The 14,834-nt window shown below is 57.8% G+C and carries 9 protein-coding genes; 7 read left to right on the top strand and 2 right to left on the bottom strand.

Annotation, left to right across the window (positions count from 1 at the left end; all coding sequences use genetic code 11):
• Positions 1 to 43 precede the first annotated feature (43 nt).
• From LB559_RS26600 to LB559_RS26580, 5 genes are all read left to right on the top strand, one after another.
• Complete coding sequence (locus tag LB559_RS26600; protein WP_224675350.1) at positions 44 to 634, top strand: HupE/UreJ family protein; 591 nt, start codon at positions 44 to 46, stop codon at positions 632 to 634.
• 548 nt (positions 635 to 1,182) lie between these two features.
• Positions 1,183 to 1,824, top strand: coding sequence for a response regulator transcription factor (locus LB559_RS26595; RefSeq protein WP_224675349.1), 642 nt, complete (start codon positions 1,183 to 1,185; stop codon positions 1,822 to 1,824).
• A gap of 1 nt (position 1,825) precedes the next feature.
• On the top strand, positions 1,826 to 2,203 hold the full coding sequence (locus LB559_RS26590; RefSeq protein ID WP_224675348.1) for a response regulator transcription factor: 378 nt from the start codon (positions 1,826 to 1,828) through the stop codon (positions 2,201 to 2,203).
• 239 nt (positions 2,204 to 2,442) lie between these two features.
• Positions 2,443 to 7,986 (top strand): ATP-binding sensor histidine kinase, encoded by a 5,544-nt coding sequence (locus LB559_RS26585; RefSeq protein ID WP_224675347.1) that lies wholly within the window; start codon positions 2,443 to 2,445, stop codon positions 7,984 to 7,986.
• A 148-nt stretch (positions 7,987 to 8,134) separates the two neighbouring features.
• Positions 8,135 to 10,399: a PAS domain-containing protein gene (locus LB559_RS26580; RefSeq protein WP_224675346.1), complete on the top strand. Its 2,265-nt coding sequence runs from the start codon at positions 8,135 to 8,137 to the stop codon at positions 10,397 to 10,399.
• A gap of 29 nt (positions 10,400 to 10,428) precedes the next feature.
• On the opposite strand, the gene LB559_RS26575 is transcribed toward LB559_RS26580, so the two are convergent.
• Positions 10,429 to 11,175, bottom strand: a complete 747-nt coding sequence (locus LB559_RS26575) for a response regulator transcription factor (RefSeq protein ID WP_224675345.1) — start codon at positions 11,173 to 11,175, stop codon at positions 10,429 to 10,431.
• Between the two features lie 378 nt (positions 11,176 to 11,553).
• Positions 11,554 to 12,366, bottom strand: a complete 813-nt coding sequence (locus tag LB559_RS26570) for a sensor histidine kinase (protein ID WP_224675344.1) — start codon at positions 12,364 to 12,366, stop codon at positions 11,554 to 11,556.
• Between the two features lie 228 nt (positions 12,367 to 12,594).
• On the opposite strand from LB559_RS26570, the gene LB559_RS26565 reads away from it, so the two are divergent.
• Together LB559_RS26565 and LB559_RS26560 are read left to right on the top strand one after the other, a co-directional pair.
• Entirely contained in the window at positions 12,595 to 13,629 is a 1,035-nt protein-coding gene (locus LB559_RS26565) for a cupin domain-containing protein (protein ID WP_206517119.1), read from the top strand.
• A gap of 143 nt (positions 13,630 to 13,772) precedes the next feature.
• Complete coding sequence (locus tag LB559_RS26560; protein ID WP_224675343.1) at positions 13,773 to 14,606, top strand: SDR family NAD(P)-dependent oxidoreductase; 834 nt, start codon at positions 13,773 to 13,775, stop codon at positions 14,604 to 14,606.
• The last annotated feature ends 228 nt before the right edge of the window (positions 14,607 to 14,834 follow it).

Raw genomic sequence — 14,834 nt, 5'->3', positions numbered from 1 at the left:
CGATTCTTACATAGAATTTTGAGAGCCGAGAAAGGAATTCGACATGTTGAAACAACTGTTTGTCATAACCGTAACCTTGATGTTCAACGTCATGCCGGCGTTCGCACATCTTAACCCGGAGGAGCATGGCTCGCTTCTCGCAGGCTTCTCTCATCCTTTGTTTGGGCTCGACCACATTCTGGCGATGATCGCTGTGGGCTTGTGGGCTGCTCTGCTCGGTGGGCGGTCCACATGGCTCATCCCCTCAGCGTTTGTCGGAACCATGGTCGTCGGCTTCGTTGTGTCCATGCTCGGTGGTGACCTGCCATTCGCAGAGCCCGTCGTTGCAGCGTCAGTTCTCATTCTCGGTCTGCTGGCTTTCGCAGCACTTCAAGTTCCAACATCGGTGGGAATGGTATTGGTCGGCTTCTTCGCATTTTTCCATGGGTACGCACATGGCGGTGAACTTGGTGAAGCGGGAGCGTTTCCGTTCCTGGTAGGGTTTGTCATCGCGACTACTCTGCTTCATACCCTCGGCGTGAGGATAGGTCTTGGGCTATCGCGGCCTGCGATTGACGGAGTGCAACGTTGGGTCGCCCAAATGGCTGGCGGCCTCACGGCGCTCGCCGGTTTATGGATAGTCGCCGGCGGTTAGTAGGCTCGTGTTCTTCTAATGATCATAGGTGCGCTCGTAGCTTCGGCCGCAGGCTCCCCGCCACCCCTTTGAGGTCAGCAGGCCACGCAGTGGTCGTTACGCCCGCGCCGCGCCGATTAGTTCGTCGAAACATGTCGAAGTTCGGCGGCCGTATCGTCCGAATGACAGTCGACATGGTTGATCATGCGACTCCATGTTCGGCAGTGCGACAATCGTGAACAACGCGGACTGCTGCGCATGCCACACTCGGTCCAAATCCTGAACGTTTAGCGAGAGTCAAATGCGACGAACGCCTCAGTAGCGCGCAACAAGGCACGACTTGACAATTGCCGCAACTCCGAACGCGCTGAAAATCCTGTCTCGCGGCATAGAGAAAACCGACCTGCGGTGATTTGATCATCATTCACCGCAATCGAGGGATAGCGGGGCACTCTGAAGAAGGCCCGCAATTATTGTTTTCTATTACATCTCATGCCTCCCATGTCTGCTAGTCTAGCGAAAGGGGCGGGCTTGCCGCTTGGTTTATGGCAGGGAACGGAGAAATCGGCGTGGAAGGTTCCGACCAGGTCATCTTTCTCGTGGACGACGATATCCATGTTCGGGAGTCGATCAGTGACTTCCTCGCATCGGCGGGCTTCCGGTGTGTCGCAGTGGGCTCGGTAAGCGAGTACCTCGAATACCGTCGGCCCGACTTACCAAGCTGTATCGTGCTTGACGTGGAGCTCCCCGGCGTAAGCGGGCTTGAGTTTCACGAACAGATCGCCAGCGGCGATCATCCGCCAGTTGTGTTTATTACGGGCCATGGGGACATCCCTTCGACGGTCAGGGCGATGAAACGGGGTGCCGTTGATTTCCTCACGAAGCCCTTCCAGGAGTCGGATCTGCTCATAGCTATCAAAGCTGGCATTGAGAGAGATCGGGAGCGCCGTTCGAAGCAGGACGAATTGGCCGTTCTCCGACGCCGCTTTGCTGAACTTACACCCCGAGAGCGGGAGGTATTTCCGCTCGTCGTCAGCGGGCTAATGAACAAACAGGCGGCGGCAGAACTCGGAATACGCGAGGTGACGCTACAGGTTCACAGAGGCAAGGTCATGCAGAAGATGCGGGCTGCCTCACTTGCCGATCTGGTGCGGATTGCAGCCATGCTCGATATTCCGATAACTCATTCTCGCCATGCAGGAGCTTTGTGAAGTGAATTCTCGTCAGTGGGTCGTCGCGATCGTGGACGATGACCCGTATCTACTAGAGTCCCTGGGAGATCTCCTGGAATCTGCCGGGCATAAGGTGCGTCCCTATGACACTGCTTTGTCTCTCCTCCAGGGTGATCGGCTGTCGGAAGTAGACTGCCTGATCACTGATATCGGCATGCCGGTCATGGATGGAGTCGAACTGCAGCGGAGGGTAAATGCTCGACTTCCCAACCTCCCCGTCATCTTCATCACAGGCAGACAGGAACTGGCGACTCAAAGGCGAGTGACTGAAGCTTCTGTTTCTAGAGTATTTCAGAAGCCATTTGATACCAGAGCATTGCTGGATGCAGTATCGGACGCTCTCTTGGCTCGTGATTGACGCGGATACAAATCCACGATCGTCTGCGTGGCGGTTTGCAGAATGGGACTTGTAAAGGATTTACCGTCGACCAACCGAGGCCGTAGTCCGGTGTTATTGCTCTCTGGTCGTTACGAGGGGACGATGCGACTGAGAAAGCAACTGCGACAGAGAAGCTGTTCAAGGACGGTGACAGCGCGAGTCTGGCTGATTACCGTTGGCATCGGCGACTTGACGCAACGAGACTCGGATAGAGCCCTATGACGAACACGCGCAGGCTCGTAGATCTCTCGAATGTTGACCTCAAGGTCCTCGCCGAAGACGAAGAGCGTTTGCTAATGAGGGCGAGGTGCCGAGACGGCAACGCTGAGAAGACCGCGCTCGTTGTCAGGCCAAAATTGGACCAGTTACGGTTGGGCCTCGCAGCGCGCCTCGTTCATGAACACAGTCTGAAGCCATATATCGAGGGCACGTGGGCCGCGCGCCCGATGGCGCTTCTGGGGGAAGGAAACGTTACCGAGCTTCTACTCGAGGATCCCGGCGGCGAGCCGCTTTCGCGGCAGGTCGGGGCACCGATCCCGATCCGGCGGTTCTTGATATTGTCCATGGCAATGTCGGATGCGACGGGGCAGATGCATGAAGCTGGTCTAATCCACAAGGATATCAAACCCGACAATTTTCTCATAAGTGGCTCCGGCGATCGCGCTTGGCTGATTGGCTTTGGCATCGCTTCGCGGCTTCCACGCGAGCGTCAGACTCCGGTGCCTCCCGAGGTGATCGCCGGTACCTTCGCCTATATGGCTCCGGAACAGACCGGACGCATGAACCGGTCGATCGATGCTCGCAGCGATCTCTACGCTCTCGGTGTTACCCTCTATGAAATGATCACCGGCGCCCTGCCATTTGTCGCTGCTGACCCAATGGAGTGGATTCATTGTCATGTGGCCCGTCAACCTGTCCCTCCTTCAGAAAGGTTGACCGGAATTCCGGAGCCTGTTTCAGCCATCGTCATGAAGCTCCTGGCAAAGGCTGCGGAGGACCGTTACAGGACTGCCGCTGGCCTGAAGGCGGATTTGCAGCGCTGTCTCGAGGAATGGGAGGCGCGCGGGGCCGTTCGGCCGTTTGATCTTGGCACGCGCGACACGCCAACTAAGCTAATCTTCCGGGAAAAGCTCTACGGGCGTGAGGACGAGATCAGATCGTTGATCACTGCGTTCGATCGGGTCGTGGCGAATGGCTCTCCCCAACTCGTTCTTGTGTCCGGCTATTCGGGGATCGGCAAATCGTCGGTCGTCAACGAATTGCACAGGTCGCTTGCGTCTCGGCGCGGACTTTTCGCGGCTGGTAAGTTCGATCAATACAAACGCGGAATTCCATACGCGACGCTGGCGCAGGCTTTGCAAGGCTTGGTTGCACAATTGTTGAGCAAACAGGAGGCCGAGCTAGCGCTGTGGCGGAATGAGTTCGCCACAGCGCTCGGGCCGAACGGCCAATTAATAGTCAATCTCATTCCAGAATTGGAAACCATTATCGGCGAACAACCCAAGGTGCCTGATCTTTCCGGTCCTGAGGCGCAGAACCGGCTACGCCTTGTGGTTCGACAGTTCATCGGTGTGTTCGCACGCCCAGAGCATCCCCTCGTATTGTTCCTCGACGATCTGCAATGGCTGGATTCGGCGACCCTGGACATCGTCGAGAACTTGGTGACCCAGACCGAAACGGGAAGCCTTCTCCTCGTGGGCGCATACAGGGACAATGAAGTTGCCTCAGATCACCCCCTGTATAGACGCCTGCGCTCCATCCGAACGTCAGGAGCGCCGGTTCAGGATATCCAATTGAGCGGAATCCGGCCGCAGGACATTGTCCACATGATCGCAGATGCGCTCGACGATCATCCACAGAGAGTGGCTCCGCTTGCCGACAGCATATTTGCGAAGGCTGGCGGCAACCCCTTTTTCACCACTCAGTTCGTAGCGAGCCTCGTCGACGAGAACCTGCTCGTATACGATCCGGATTCATCGGGCTGGAGTTGGGATATCGACCAGGTCAATGCGAGGCGTGTAAGTGACAGCATAGTCGATCTCATGGTCGAGCGTCTGCGTCGCCTTCCGGAAGCCTCACAGCAGGCGCTGAGGCAAATGGCTTGCATGGGCAACGCTGTGAAAGCCCTGACGTTCCAGCGGATTGTCGAAGCATCTGCCGAGAAGGCACACATGCTTCTCCATGACGCTCTCCTGGCCGGTCTGCTCTTCCAAGTCGACGATGGCTACGCGTTTGCGCATGATCGCATCCATGAAGCAGCCTATGCCACCCTTCCCGAACCCGAGAAGGCCGCCACCCATCAACTGATCGGATCGCGACTGCTGGCAACGCTTGATGAAGCCGAGATCGATGCCGATGTCTTCAACATCGTGAGTCAGTTCAACCGCATCGAAATCGGAAGCATCGCACCTGCGGAGCGCGCGAAGGTCGCAAACCTGTATTTGCGTGCTGGTCGGAAAGCCAAGGCGTCCGCCGCCTATTCGGCGGCGTGCGGGTACCTGGCAAGGGGACGATCGCAGCTCGTCGATGTCGGCTGGACGACACATGCCGAACTTGCATTCGCGCTGGCGATGGAGCATGCCGAATGCACCTTCCTCAGCGGCGATCTTGCGCAGGCCGATCAGATGATCTCTGCCTTGCTGACCCAAGAAACTACCAATGTGGAGAAGGCGGCGGTCTACCGGCTCAAGGTGGAGCTTTGCGTTGTCAAGTCGGACAACAGCGGTGCGGTCGAAAATGGCGTGGAGGGGCTGGGGCTTCTCGGCTTCAATTTGCCGATACGCCCTTCCTGGGAGGACGTCGAGCGTGAATACGACGAGATTTGGAGGAACCTCCAGGGCCGGCCGATAGAGAGCTTCGCCGATCTGCCACCCATGACAGATCCACAAGCACTCGCGGCGATGCGTCTCTTGGCGGAGATGCAGCCGCCGGCGTATTTCTCCAGCTTCAACATGACGATCCTGGTAATCTGCAGGATGATTAATCTTTCCCTGACTCGGGGGGCTGCGAGTACGTCGGCGCAGGGCCTTGTTCTGTTGGGCTACGTCATCGGCCCCGCCTTCGGTCGCTACGAGGACGGGTATCGCATCGCCCGGCTAGCGAGTGACCTTGCCTCAGAGCGAAACGGGCCAGTCGACAAAGCGCGCGTGAACCATTTGACGGGACTTGCCGCCGCATGGACGGAGCCGCTGCCCGTTGTCCTCGATTGGCTGCGTGCAGCATTCAGAGGCGGAGTCCAAGCCGGCGATCTCTATTACGCCTGCTTCGAGGCTGCCGTAATCGTCCTGCATGTCTTTCTCAGCGGCCAGAAGCTTGAGGATGTCGACCACGAGTGTAAGCGTGCGCTCGATTTTGCCCGGGACACCGGCTTTCAGGCTGGAATGGATTTGGTGATAGCCACCGAGCGCGCCGTAGCGTGCCTGCGGGGTCGGACGCGAGGACTTTCGGAGTATAGCGACGAAACCTTTGACGCTGGCGCCTTCGAAGCCAATCTCGCACGCTCGCAGAACTCCGTCGTCATGTGGTGGTACTGGACCCGCAAAACCATGGTTCATTTCCTTGCGGGGGAGTACGAGGCTGCCTTGGCCGCCGCGGATAAGGTGCAATCGCATTTCTCGATCCGGAACATGCAGATCGAGCAGATGGACTGCTTCTACTATGCCGGGCTTTCGCTCGCTGCACTCATTGATGAAGCTCCCGTTGGCGAGCGTGGCGCAATGCACGCGAAATTGGCTTCGCGGCACGCGCAATTGCGGGCTTGGGCCGAGGAAACGGGATCTCCGACATTTGCCGACAAGCATCTCCTCGTCGCCGCAGAGATCGCGCGGGTAGACGGACAAGATCTGAAAGCCCAGCGCCTCTATGAAGAGAGCATTCGCTTGGCGAAGGAAAACGGCTTCCTGCATAACGAAGCCGTTTCCAATGAGATGGCCAGCAGGTTCTATGCACGACAGAACTTTGAAAGAATCTCCCTGATGTATCTACGGGAAGCCCGCCTCTGCTATCTCCGCTGGGGAGCTCACGCCAAAGTCACGCAGATCGAGGCCGCGTATCCGCAACTGCGAGAAGAGCAGCCAGTGGCGCTTTCGACCGGCACGACGTTCGCGCCGGTCGAACAACTCGAATTAGCCACGGTGATCAAGGTCGTTCAGACTGTTTCGGGAGAGATCGTCCTCGACAAGCTGGTCGATGCGCTGATGCGCATGGCGATCGAACATGCAGGTGCAGGGAGAGCGGTCCTTGTGCTGAGTCAAGTTGCGGGGACTCATATCGAAGCCGAAGCCGAGATGACTGGCCACGGCGTGGTGGTCAGGTTGCGGGAAAACCTGAACTCCACAAGTGCCGCGCTGCCGGATGCAATTGTCCAGCACGTCCTCGGCACGAAAGAAACGGTTATCTTGGAGAATGCACTGTTGACCAGTCCTTTCACCACCGACCCATATATCCTCGACCGGCATGTGCGCTCGCTTCTGGCGCTGCCTCTGATCAACCAAGGAAAGCTGATCGGCCTGCTTTATCTGGAGAACAATCTTGCCGCCAACGTATTCACGCCCAGTCAGATAGCCATTCTGAAGCTGATCGCGTCCCACGCCGCCGTAGCCTTGGAGAATACACGTCTTTATCGCGACCTCGCCGAACGCGAGGCGAGAATCCGCCGCCTGATGGATGCCAACATCATCGGCGTCTTCATGTGGAGGTTCGATGGCCTGATATTCGAGGCGAACGACTCGTTTCTTGACATACTAGGCTTCGATCGCGACGATCTTGCTGCGGGACGGGTTTATTGGACTGATTTGTCTCCACCTGAAGGTTGGGAAAACGACGCCAGAATGGTCGCGGAAGTAAAGGCAACGGGGATAGCGCCACCCTGGGAGAAGGAGTTCTTCCATAAGGATGGAAGGCGGGTTCCCGTGCTTCTTGGCGCCGCCACATTTGGCGATCCCGAATCGGACGGTGGGGTCACCTTCATTCTGGATCTGACTGCGCGAAAGCAGGCGGAGGAGGCTGCTCGTGCAAGCGATCGCCGTTATCGCGACCTTCAATCCGAATTGGCCCACGCGAGTCGGGTCGCTACGGTAGGGCAACTCTCCGCCGCAATCTCCCATGAGCTGCGGCAGCCTCTAGTGGGTGTGGTCACTAGCGCTTCGGCAGGCCTGAATTGGCTATCGGCAGGACCACCCAACATTCCGGCAGTCCGGCGTGCACTCGAGCGGGCGATGAGCGAGGGGCACCGGGCAGCCGAAGTGCTCGATCGCACGCGCGCCCTTGTCACCAAGATGCCGCCCAAGAACGACCTGGTCGACGTCAATGCAATCGTCTCCGACACTGTCGCGCTGGTTCGAGAGCAACTCGTCCTGAACGAGGTGTCGCTTGAGCTGAGGCTTGACAAGACCCTCTCTCGCGTCTTGGCGGATCGCGTCCAGTTGCAGCAGGTCATCCTGAACTTGATGCTCAATGCCATAGACGCCATGGCAGGTGTCAACAGTCGGCCGCGCGAACTGAAGATAATCTCCGGACGCGAATCCCCTCATGTTGTCTATGTCGCAGTGCAAGACACTGGACCTGGCGTTCCATCCGGCCTGGAGGAAAAGCTTTTCGACGCCTTCTATTCGACGAAACCGGATGGGATGGGAATGGGACTGGCAATTAGTAAGACAATTATCGAATCCCACGGTGGCTCGCTCGGAACGACGCGTAATGAGCCACAGGGCGCAATCTTCTCGTTTTCCCTGCCAATCGACGCTCCTGAGCCGCCGTCTTAGTGCTCTCGCAGGGAACCCCGATAATGCCCAGTGAAAGACGCCAGTCCTTACTCGAATTTTTGTTCTGTGTATGTCTATAATTCAGCTTCGACCATCTCAGCCACATCGGCATGTATTTGCCTTGGCATATCCATAGGGGACATCTCGGATGTTCCGGAACGTTGCACGACCCGTTCTGGCGATCTTCCCTTTGCTTATGGCAATCGTTCTCGTCTTGGTGAGTGGTGAGCCGTGGCTCCTGATCATGGGCGTCGTGTCGGTCTGTGCCTTTGATGCTTGGCGTATCGGCTTCATTGGGGCGATCTTCGTGACGATGCTTTTTTCCCTAGCCCACTTTCCGCCCGCACATCTGATGACAGAGGGCGACCTCTCTCCTGCAATGCAAACCGCGCTGTTTGGAGGGGCAGCCTTGGTGATTTTCACCGTGATTAGGTGTGCAATGATTTTCCCCTCAAAGGCGGATGATCGCATGCGGTTCGCGGCAGCCATCGTTGACAACATGCCGGCCATGGGGTGGTCTCTGAACGGCAAGGGCGAATACACGTACACAAATAAGGCGGTACAGAACTATGTCACCGGCAACGATCGTCAGGCAGACTTGGACGACTGGAAAAATGCCATTCCGCTTGTGCACCCTGCCGACGTGGAGCAGACGTTTGGCCGGCTGGTGGAATGCCTCGCCAGCGGCGAGGATTTTGTAACCGATTGCCGCATCCAAGGACATGACGGCAGCTATCGTTGGTTTCGTGCAGTTGCTCGCGCTGCCCGGGGTGCCAAAGGAGACATTACCGGCTGGTACGGTACGTCCGTGGATATACACGAGCAGAAGCTCGTCGAGGAGGCCCTCAGAGAGAGTGAGCGAGAGCTTAGACAACTCGTTGACGCCATTCCTGCCCTGATCTGGTGCGCGACGCCCGAAGGTGAGCCGTTCTACGCTAATAAGCAGGTCAAAGCGTTTGCCGGCATCGCGATTGGCGACTTGGAGGTTCCAAACAAGACCCGCCTGCGTGAGGCCCTCGACGTGACCGTGCACCCCGACGATCGAATTCGGGTCGGTGACGCAATGATGCGGTCATTCTCGACGGGCACCTCCTTCGCGGAGATATACCGGTTGCGCCGTCATGACGGCGTGTTCCGCTGGGTCGACAGTCGTCTTGCACCTCTATGCGACGACACGGGAAAGATCATACGCTGGTACGGCGTACTCATCGATATTGACGAGAGCAAGCAGGCCGAGGAAGCCCTGCGCGCGAGTGAGAGGCAACTGCAGCTTCTGGTCGACACGGTGCCTGTCATGGTTTGGTGCGCTTCTGCTTCGGGCGAACCAACTTACATCAACAGACGGCTCAACGACTACGCCGGTATCCGCGCTGAGAAGGTCGACCAAGCGCGGTTCGATCGCAACCAGCAGATAGACCGGTTGATCCATCCAGACGACAGGGAACGATTCCGCCGCGCCCTGGTCGACTCTTTTGCTTTAGGCAGGCCGTTTACGCTGCGCTATCGTCACATGCGACACGATGGGCACTACCGCTGGGCCGACAGCCGGTCGGAGCCGCTTCGCGACGGGGATGGCCGACTGCTGCAGTGGTATACGGTCATCACCGATATCGACGATGAAACCAGGATGCAGGAGGAACTGAGGTCGGCACATGAGAGACTTGCGAGCGCCTCGAAGGCTGCCAGCCTTTCCGAGCTGACCGCATCCATCGCGCATGAAGTCAATCAGCCACTGGCCAGCATCGTGGCAAGCTCACAGGCCTGCGAACACTGGCTGAAAGCTGATCCGCCTAACATAACACGCGCGATCGCCAACGTGGGCAGGATCACGAGGGATGCAAATCTGGCCGCAGACATCATTCGCCGAATCCGTGTCCTGTTCTTTAGAACCTCTGAAACTAGGACGCCGGTTAGCATCAACGAACTCGTCTTGGACGTCTGCCGGCTCATGGAGAACGAGCTTGCGGTGAACGCAATTCAGATAAAAACCGGCCCGGATGACGGCTTGCCATCGGTAATAGGGGACCGTATCCAGCTTCAGCAGGTTCTCGTCAACCTGATCCGGAACGGCATCGATGCCATGGAACGCATGCCTCCGGAGGAACGAGTCCTTGAAATCGGCTCGCGACTTATCGCCGGAAACCGGATCTCGGTGGAGGTTCGCGACCAAGGATCCGGAATGGAAGACCCGCACATGATCTTCGAGGCGTTCTACTCGACCAAGGCGAACGGCAAGGGCATTGGACTGGCGATCTGCCGTTCCATCATCGAGGCGCATGACGGGGAGATACGGGCTGAGAATGGCGAAAACGGAGGCGCCGTATTCACCTTTACGTTGCCTATTTCCAACCAAGGCAAGATAGAAGAGACGTCGCGTGACGCGACCACAATAAGCACTACAACAGCACGGTGAACCGCGTAAGAAGAAATAGACTAAACTAACTAAAGCTGCTGCGATTGCCGAGGTTCGATGCTCTGAGCCATGATGTCGGCCATGCGTACTAGGTCGGGAACGGTCCGCACATTCAGTTTGCGCATGACGCTGCCTCGATGCAACTTCACAGTAGACTCGCTTATACCGAGCTCGGCGGCAATCTGCTTATTCATCCGTCCCGCAGCGACCAGCCAGGTCACATCCAATTCGCGTTCGGTCAGACACGAGAAACGCCGTCGCAAGTCATTAATGGCTTGCTGCTGACGTCGCCTCGCGCGATCCCGTTCGAGAGCTGCGGAAACGGCGTCTAGCAGATCCTGATCCCGGAATGGTTTGGTGAGAAAGTCGACCGCTCCTGATTTCATAGCGCGGACGGTCATCTGTATATCCGCATGGGCGGTAAGGAAGACGATCGGAGTCTTAACTCCCGACCGGGCGAGTTGCTCTTGGAACTCAAGTCCGCTGAGCCCCGGAAGCCGGACGTCCAGGACGATGCAACTTGGGTTGTCAGGCGACCTGTTCCGCTGAAGAAAATCACTGACCGAACCGAATGCTTGTGAGGAGAGATCGATGGATTTCAAAAGATCTTGAAGAGCTTGGCGAACCATAATGTCGGCATCAATTATAGATACGCTGGAGTCCCTACCGGCAAACTCGCCTCGGGACGTTTGACGACGAGAGGTGCCGTCGCCCGATGAAGCTAGGAATGCACCCGACGTCACGGTGTCAAGAAGCTCTTTTGCCGTATTTTCCATTGGTTCGACCTTAATTTTTAATTTCTCTTCGAGTTCTACTCAGAAAACGCGTGAAAGAGGTGGCACAATGATCAAAGATTGGCAGCATTGCGTTGGCAAACGGTGCGCCTGTCTGGTTTCTGGTCATAAACCTGTGTGTAATGAAGACCGTGATTCAGCACCATTAAACATTTCCATTAGACCTACGTTTGACCGATCAGACGTCCGCATCCAGTTCGACGCACTTCCCATGCGATTGTGCAGTGCCCCTCTCCACCCACGGGAAGTTCACACTCAGAGCCGAGAACGGTTTGCTGATCAAGTGATCAAGGCGAGAGCAATGGGAGCGTTGTTCACTCCGAATTTTAACTCTCGCTCCGGTGCAGTGCCGGAGCGAGATTATCTCGATCTGCGCGAAGCACGGAAGTTGCGGCGCAGGGTCATTCTTTCCGTGCCGCTGGGACTTGGTCGGCCTCTCAATATGCGTTCGACACTATTTGCAAGAGGCAGTTCGACGGAGAACGTCGATCCGACATTTTGGATTGATCTCACCGCGACTTGATGGCGAAGCAGATCCGCAGTCTGGCGGACGATCATAAGGCCAAGACCCATTCCGTCCCACTCAGCGGAATCACCGCGCTCGAATGCGTCGAAGATGCGTTCGAGGCGTGCTGCGGGGATGCCGGCGCCGTCGTCCTGCACGTCGATGCACGCTCTGTGGCGCCTGGTCCGGCACACCAGTCGGACATGGCCACGCGGACCGCTATACTTAATCGCATTGCCGACCAAATTGCGCAGGATCGTGTGGAGCATTTCAGGATCCGTTTCGACGATGCTGTCGGATGAGATTATCCGAAGCTCGACGCCGCAAGCCTCTGCATAGAAGCGCCAGTCGCTTTCGACCCGCTCCAGTACTTGAGCAAGGAGGACATTCTGGCGGCGCGGTTGCAACGTCTCGTCCTTCTGCGACAAGCGAGCGATGTCATCGAGTTCGCTACCGAGGCGCTTCATGGCATCAAGTGCGATGCGGAGACGATCTGCAATAAGGGCCGGCATACCAGCTTCTGCCGCGTAGGCGAGCGACATCATCGCGACATGCAGCGGTTGCTTCAAATCGTGGCCCGCTACCGCCATCATCCTCGCCATTGCGGCACGCGATGCTAATGCGCGCTCCACTGCTTCTGCACTCGCTTGCTCTGTCGTCATCTTCATTCCCGATCTTCGCCGTTATGCTCGACGCCACGCTACGGCGAAGGTCGATCGTGAATAATCCCACGTAGCGGCAGTCGCGGTCGCCTACACGGGCGAGCGACCGTACTTATGTACGGAAGAACGATCCCTTGCGCCGATATCTGAAGTGCCAACCGCCGCTTAGCTTCACACAATCTGGGGGACCCAGTACGGCAAGCCTACCGTTTTGTTGAAGCAAGGGAATCAAATATGACCATGCCTTCGTTCCGATACCAACTCGAAAAGTCCATCCCACGTGTCGGCAACGGCGGCATCACACGGGGCGCGTCGATACACCAGTTTCCCGCCAGCATCGGTATCGCCGGCGTGTCGATGCGTCTCGATCCTGGCGCCATGCGCGAACTGCATTGGCATGCCAACGCCGCGGAATGGGCATATGTGATTTCTGGCAACTGCCGCACAACGGTTCTTAATCCAAACGGGGGAGCGGCGACCGATACGTTCGGCCCGGGTGATGTTTGGTATTTCCCGCGCGGATGGGGTCATTCTATCCAGGGCCTCGGACCCGGCGAATGCCATTTCATTCTCATCTTCGACAATGGCGATTTCTCAGAGGATCATACCTTCAGCATCACCGACTGGCTGTCTTGTACGCCAGCGGAGGTCGTACGACAAAATCTAGGCCTTTCCGCTGAGTGCCTGTCAATGCTGCCGCACGGAGAGGCCTATTTCGCAACCGGCCCGGCGCCCGATGACCGGTCCCGGGATGCCGAGCCGCGGCCGGTTCCGGAACTGACAACATTCCATCGCTACCCGCTTTATGCTCAGCAACCGCGACGGGTGCCGGGCGGGGGAACGCAAAGAACCGTGTCGGTAGACGAGTTTCCGATCTCTACCACGATGGCCGGTTCGTTGTTGGAAATCGAGCCTGGGGCGATGCGCGAACTGCATTGGCATCCCAATGCCGACGAGTGGCAATACTACATCGAAGGCGCTGCAGAGATGGCGGTGTTCCTTGCCGAGGGACAGGTTGTCATTGAGCAGTTCGAGGCAGGGGACATCGGTTATGCGCCAATGGGTTCCGGCCACTATATCCGCAACACGGGGCCAGGAGTCCTGCGGGTCCTCGTCGGGTTCAATAACGGTCACTACGAGGCGAACGACCTCTCCGCCTGGCTAGCGGCCAATCCGGTCGACGTGCTGGCGGCGAATCTAAGCTTGCCGAGGGTGGCGGTGGCCGGTCTGAGGGCCAGACCGGGTTTTCTGGCGCCCGGCGCCCCGTGACGGACGCGGCTGAAACCGACCGCGTCACCCATCGCCGTCTCCCCGACTACTCTCCTCCTGGCGCGTAGGCTCGTTCTCGGTCGAGTGGTGGGCGAGAACGGAGCGGGGCTGAACACTGTGTTTCATCCAGAAGGAAAGCACAAATGAACACACCGGTTTGGCTCATCACCGGCGGATCGAGCGGGCTGGGCGCGTCTATTGCGCACGCGGCTCTGCGAGCCGGACATCGCGTGGCTGTCACGGCACGGGACAGCTCTCGCCTGGACGCGCTGGCCGCGGATTATCCAGGCGCGGTACTGCCCCTATCGATGGATTTGACTAGCACCACCGAAATAGAGGCGGCCGTTGCGGCGGCCGAGGGATGGCATGACCATATCAACGTACTCGTGAACAATGCGGCGGTCGGGTACCTCGCCCTAATAGAGGAAGGGCAAGACGAGAAAGTTCGTAAGCTATTCGAAACCAATGTGTTTGGCGCGGTTGCGGCCATACGGGCTGCCCTGCCTGGCATGCGCGCACGCGGAAGCGGGACGATCATCAATATCTCCTCGACCAACGGCATCGTCGCCATGCCGTCCCTCGGCTACTATAGCGCGTCGAAATTCGCTCTCGAAGCGCTCACTGAAGCGCTGGCGCAAGAAGTCGCGCCGCTTGGCATACGCGTGATGTCGGTCCAGCCGGGGGGCATGCCGACGGGCATAGTCTCGCGCAATCTCCGGAGCCCGAGGATCGAGGGCTACGATGCCCGGGCGCATGCCATCATGGATCTTCTGGAAAACGACAGAGATGGCGCCCTTGCGCCGAGCGACCCCCATCGGATTGCACAGATACTTGTCGGTCTGGTGATGGCTAAAACCATGCCTCGGCAACTTATACTTGGCCCCGACAGTTGGGAGGCCATTACGTCAAAACTGATCGCGCAGCGTATGGAGTTCGACGCGTGGAAGGATATCGCCTACAGCACGGTCGCACTGTGAACGTTCCACGAGTTCGTCCGGGGATCGGTCAAACTGTCCGGAGAAGCTTCCGACCAATTAACGCGGACGATACAGAGGTGGGAGCTTGCTCCGTCTCGAGCGAGGCCGCTGGTGTGTCGATCGAGAGGCGAAGGCGATCAGCTAGGATGGTCGCTTTCCCGGGCGTCTAGCCTCAATCTTCGTTCTCACGAGTGAGTCCTGACGTCCTGCCGCAACTCGGACGGCCCT

The organism is Mesorhizobium sp. BR1-1-3 (assembly GCF_020165455.1).
GTDB classification, from domain to species: domain Bacteria; phylum Pseudomonadota; class Alphaproteobacteria; order Rhizobiales; family Rhizobiaceae; genus Mesorhizobium; species Mesorhizobium ciceri.
Note: the sequence above shows the minus strand (reverse complement) of the source record. Positions and strands in the feature narration are given on the sequence as shown.

Excerpts from the sequence above, each read along its gene's own strand:
- LB559_RS26580 (WP_224675346.1), top strand. The coding sequence starts at position 8,135 with ATGTTCCGGAACGTTGCACGACCCGTTCTGGCGATCTTCCCTTTGCTT.
- LB559_RS26575 (WP_224675345.1), bottom strand. The coding sequence starts at position 11,175 with ATGGAAAATACGGCAAAAGAGCTTCTTGACACCGTGACGTCGGGTGCA.
- LB559_RS26600 (WP_224675350.1), top strand. The coding sequence starts at position 44 with ATGTTGAAACAACTGTTTGTCATAACCGTAACCTTGATGTTCAACGTC.
- LB559_RS26570 (WP_224675344.1), bottom strand. The coding sequence starts at position 12,366 with ATGAAGATGACGACAGAGCAAGCGAGTGCAGAAGCAGTGGAGCGCGCA.
- LB559_RS26585 (WP_224675347.1), top strand. The coding sequence starts at position 2,443 with ATGACGAACACGCGCAGGCTCGTAGATCTCTCGAATGTTGACCTCAAG.
- LB559_RS26565 (WP_206517119.1), top strand. The coding sequence starts at position 12,595 with ATGACCATGCCTTCGTTCCGATACCAACTCGAAAAGTCCATCCCACGT.
- LB559_RS26560 (WP_224675343.1), top strand. The coding sequence starts at position 13,773 with ATGAACACACCGGTTTGGCTCATCACCGGCGGATCGAGCGGGCTGGGC.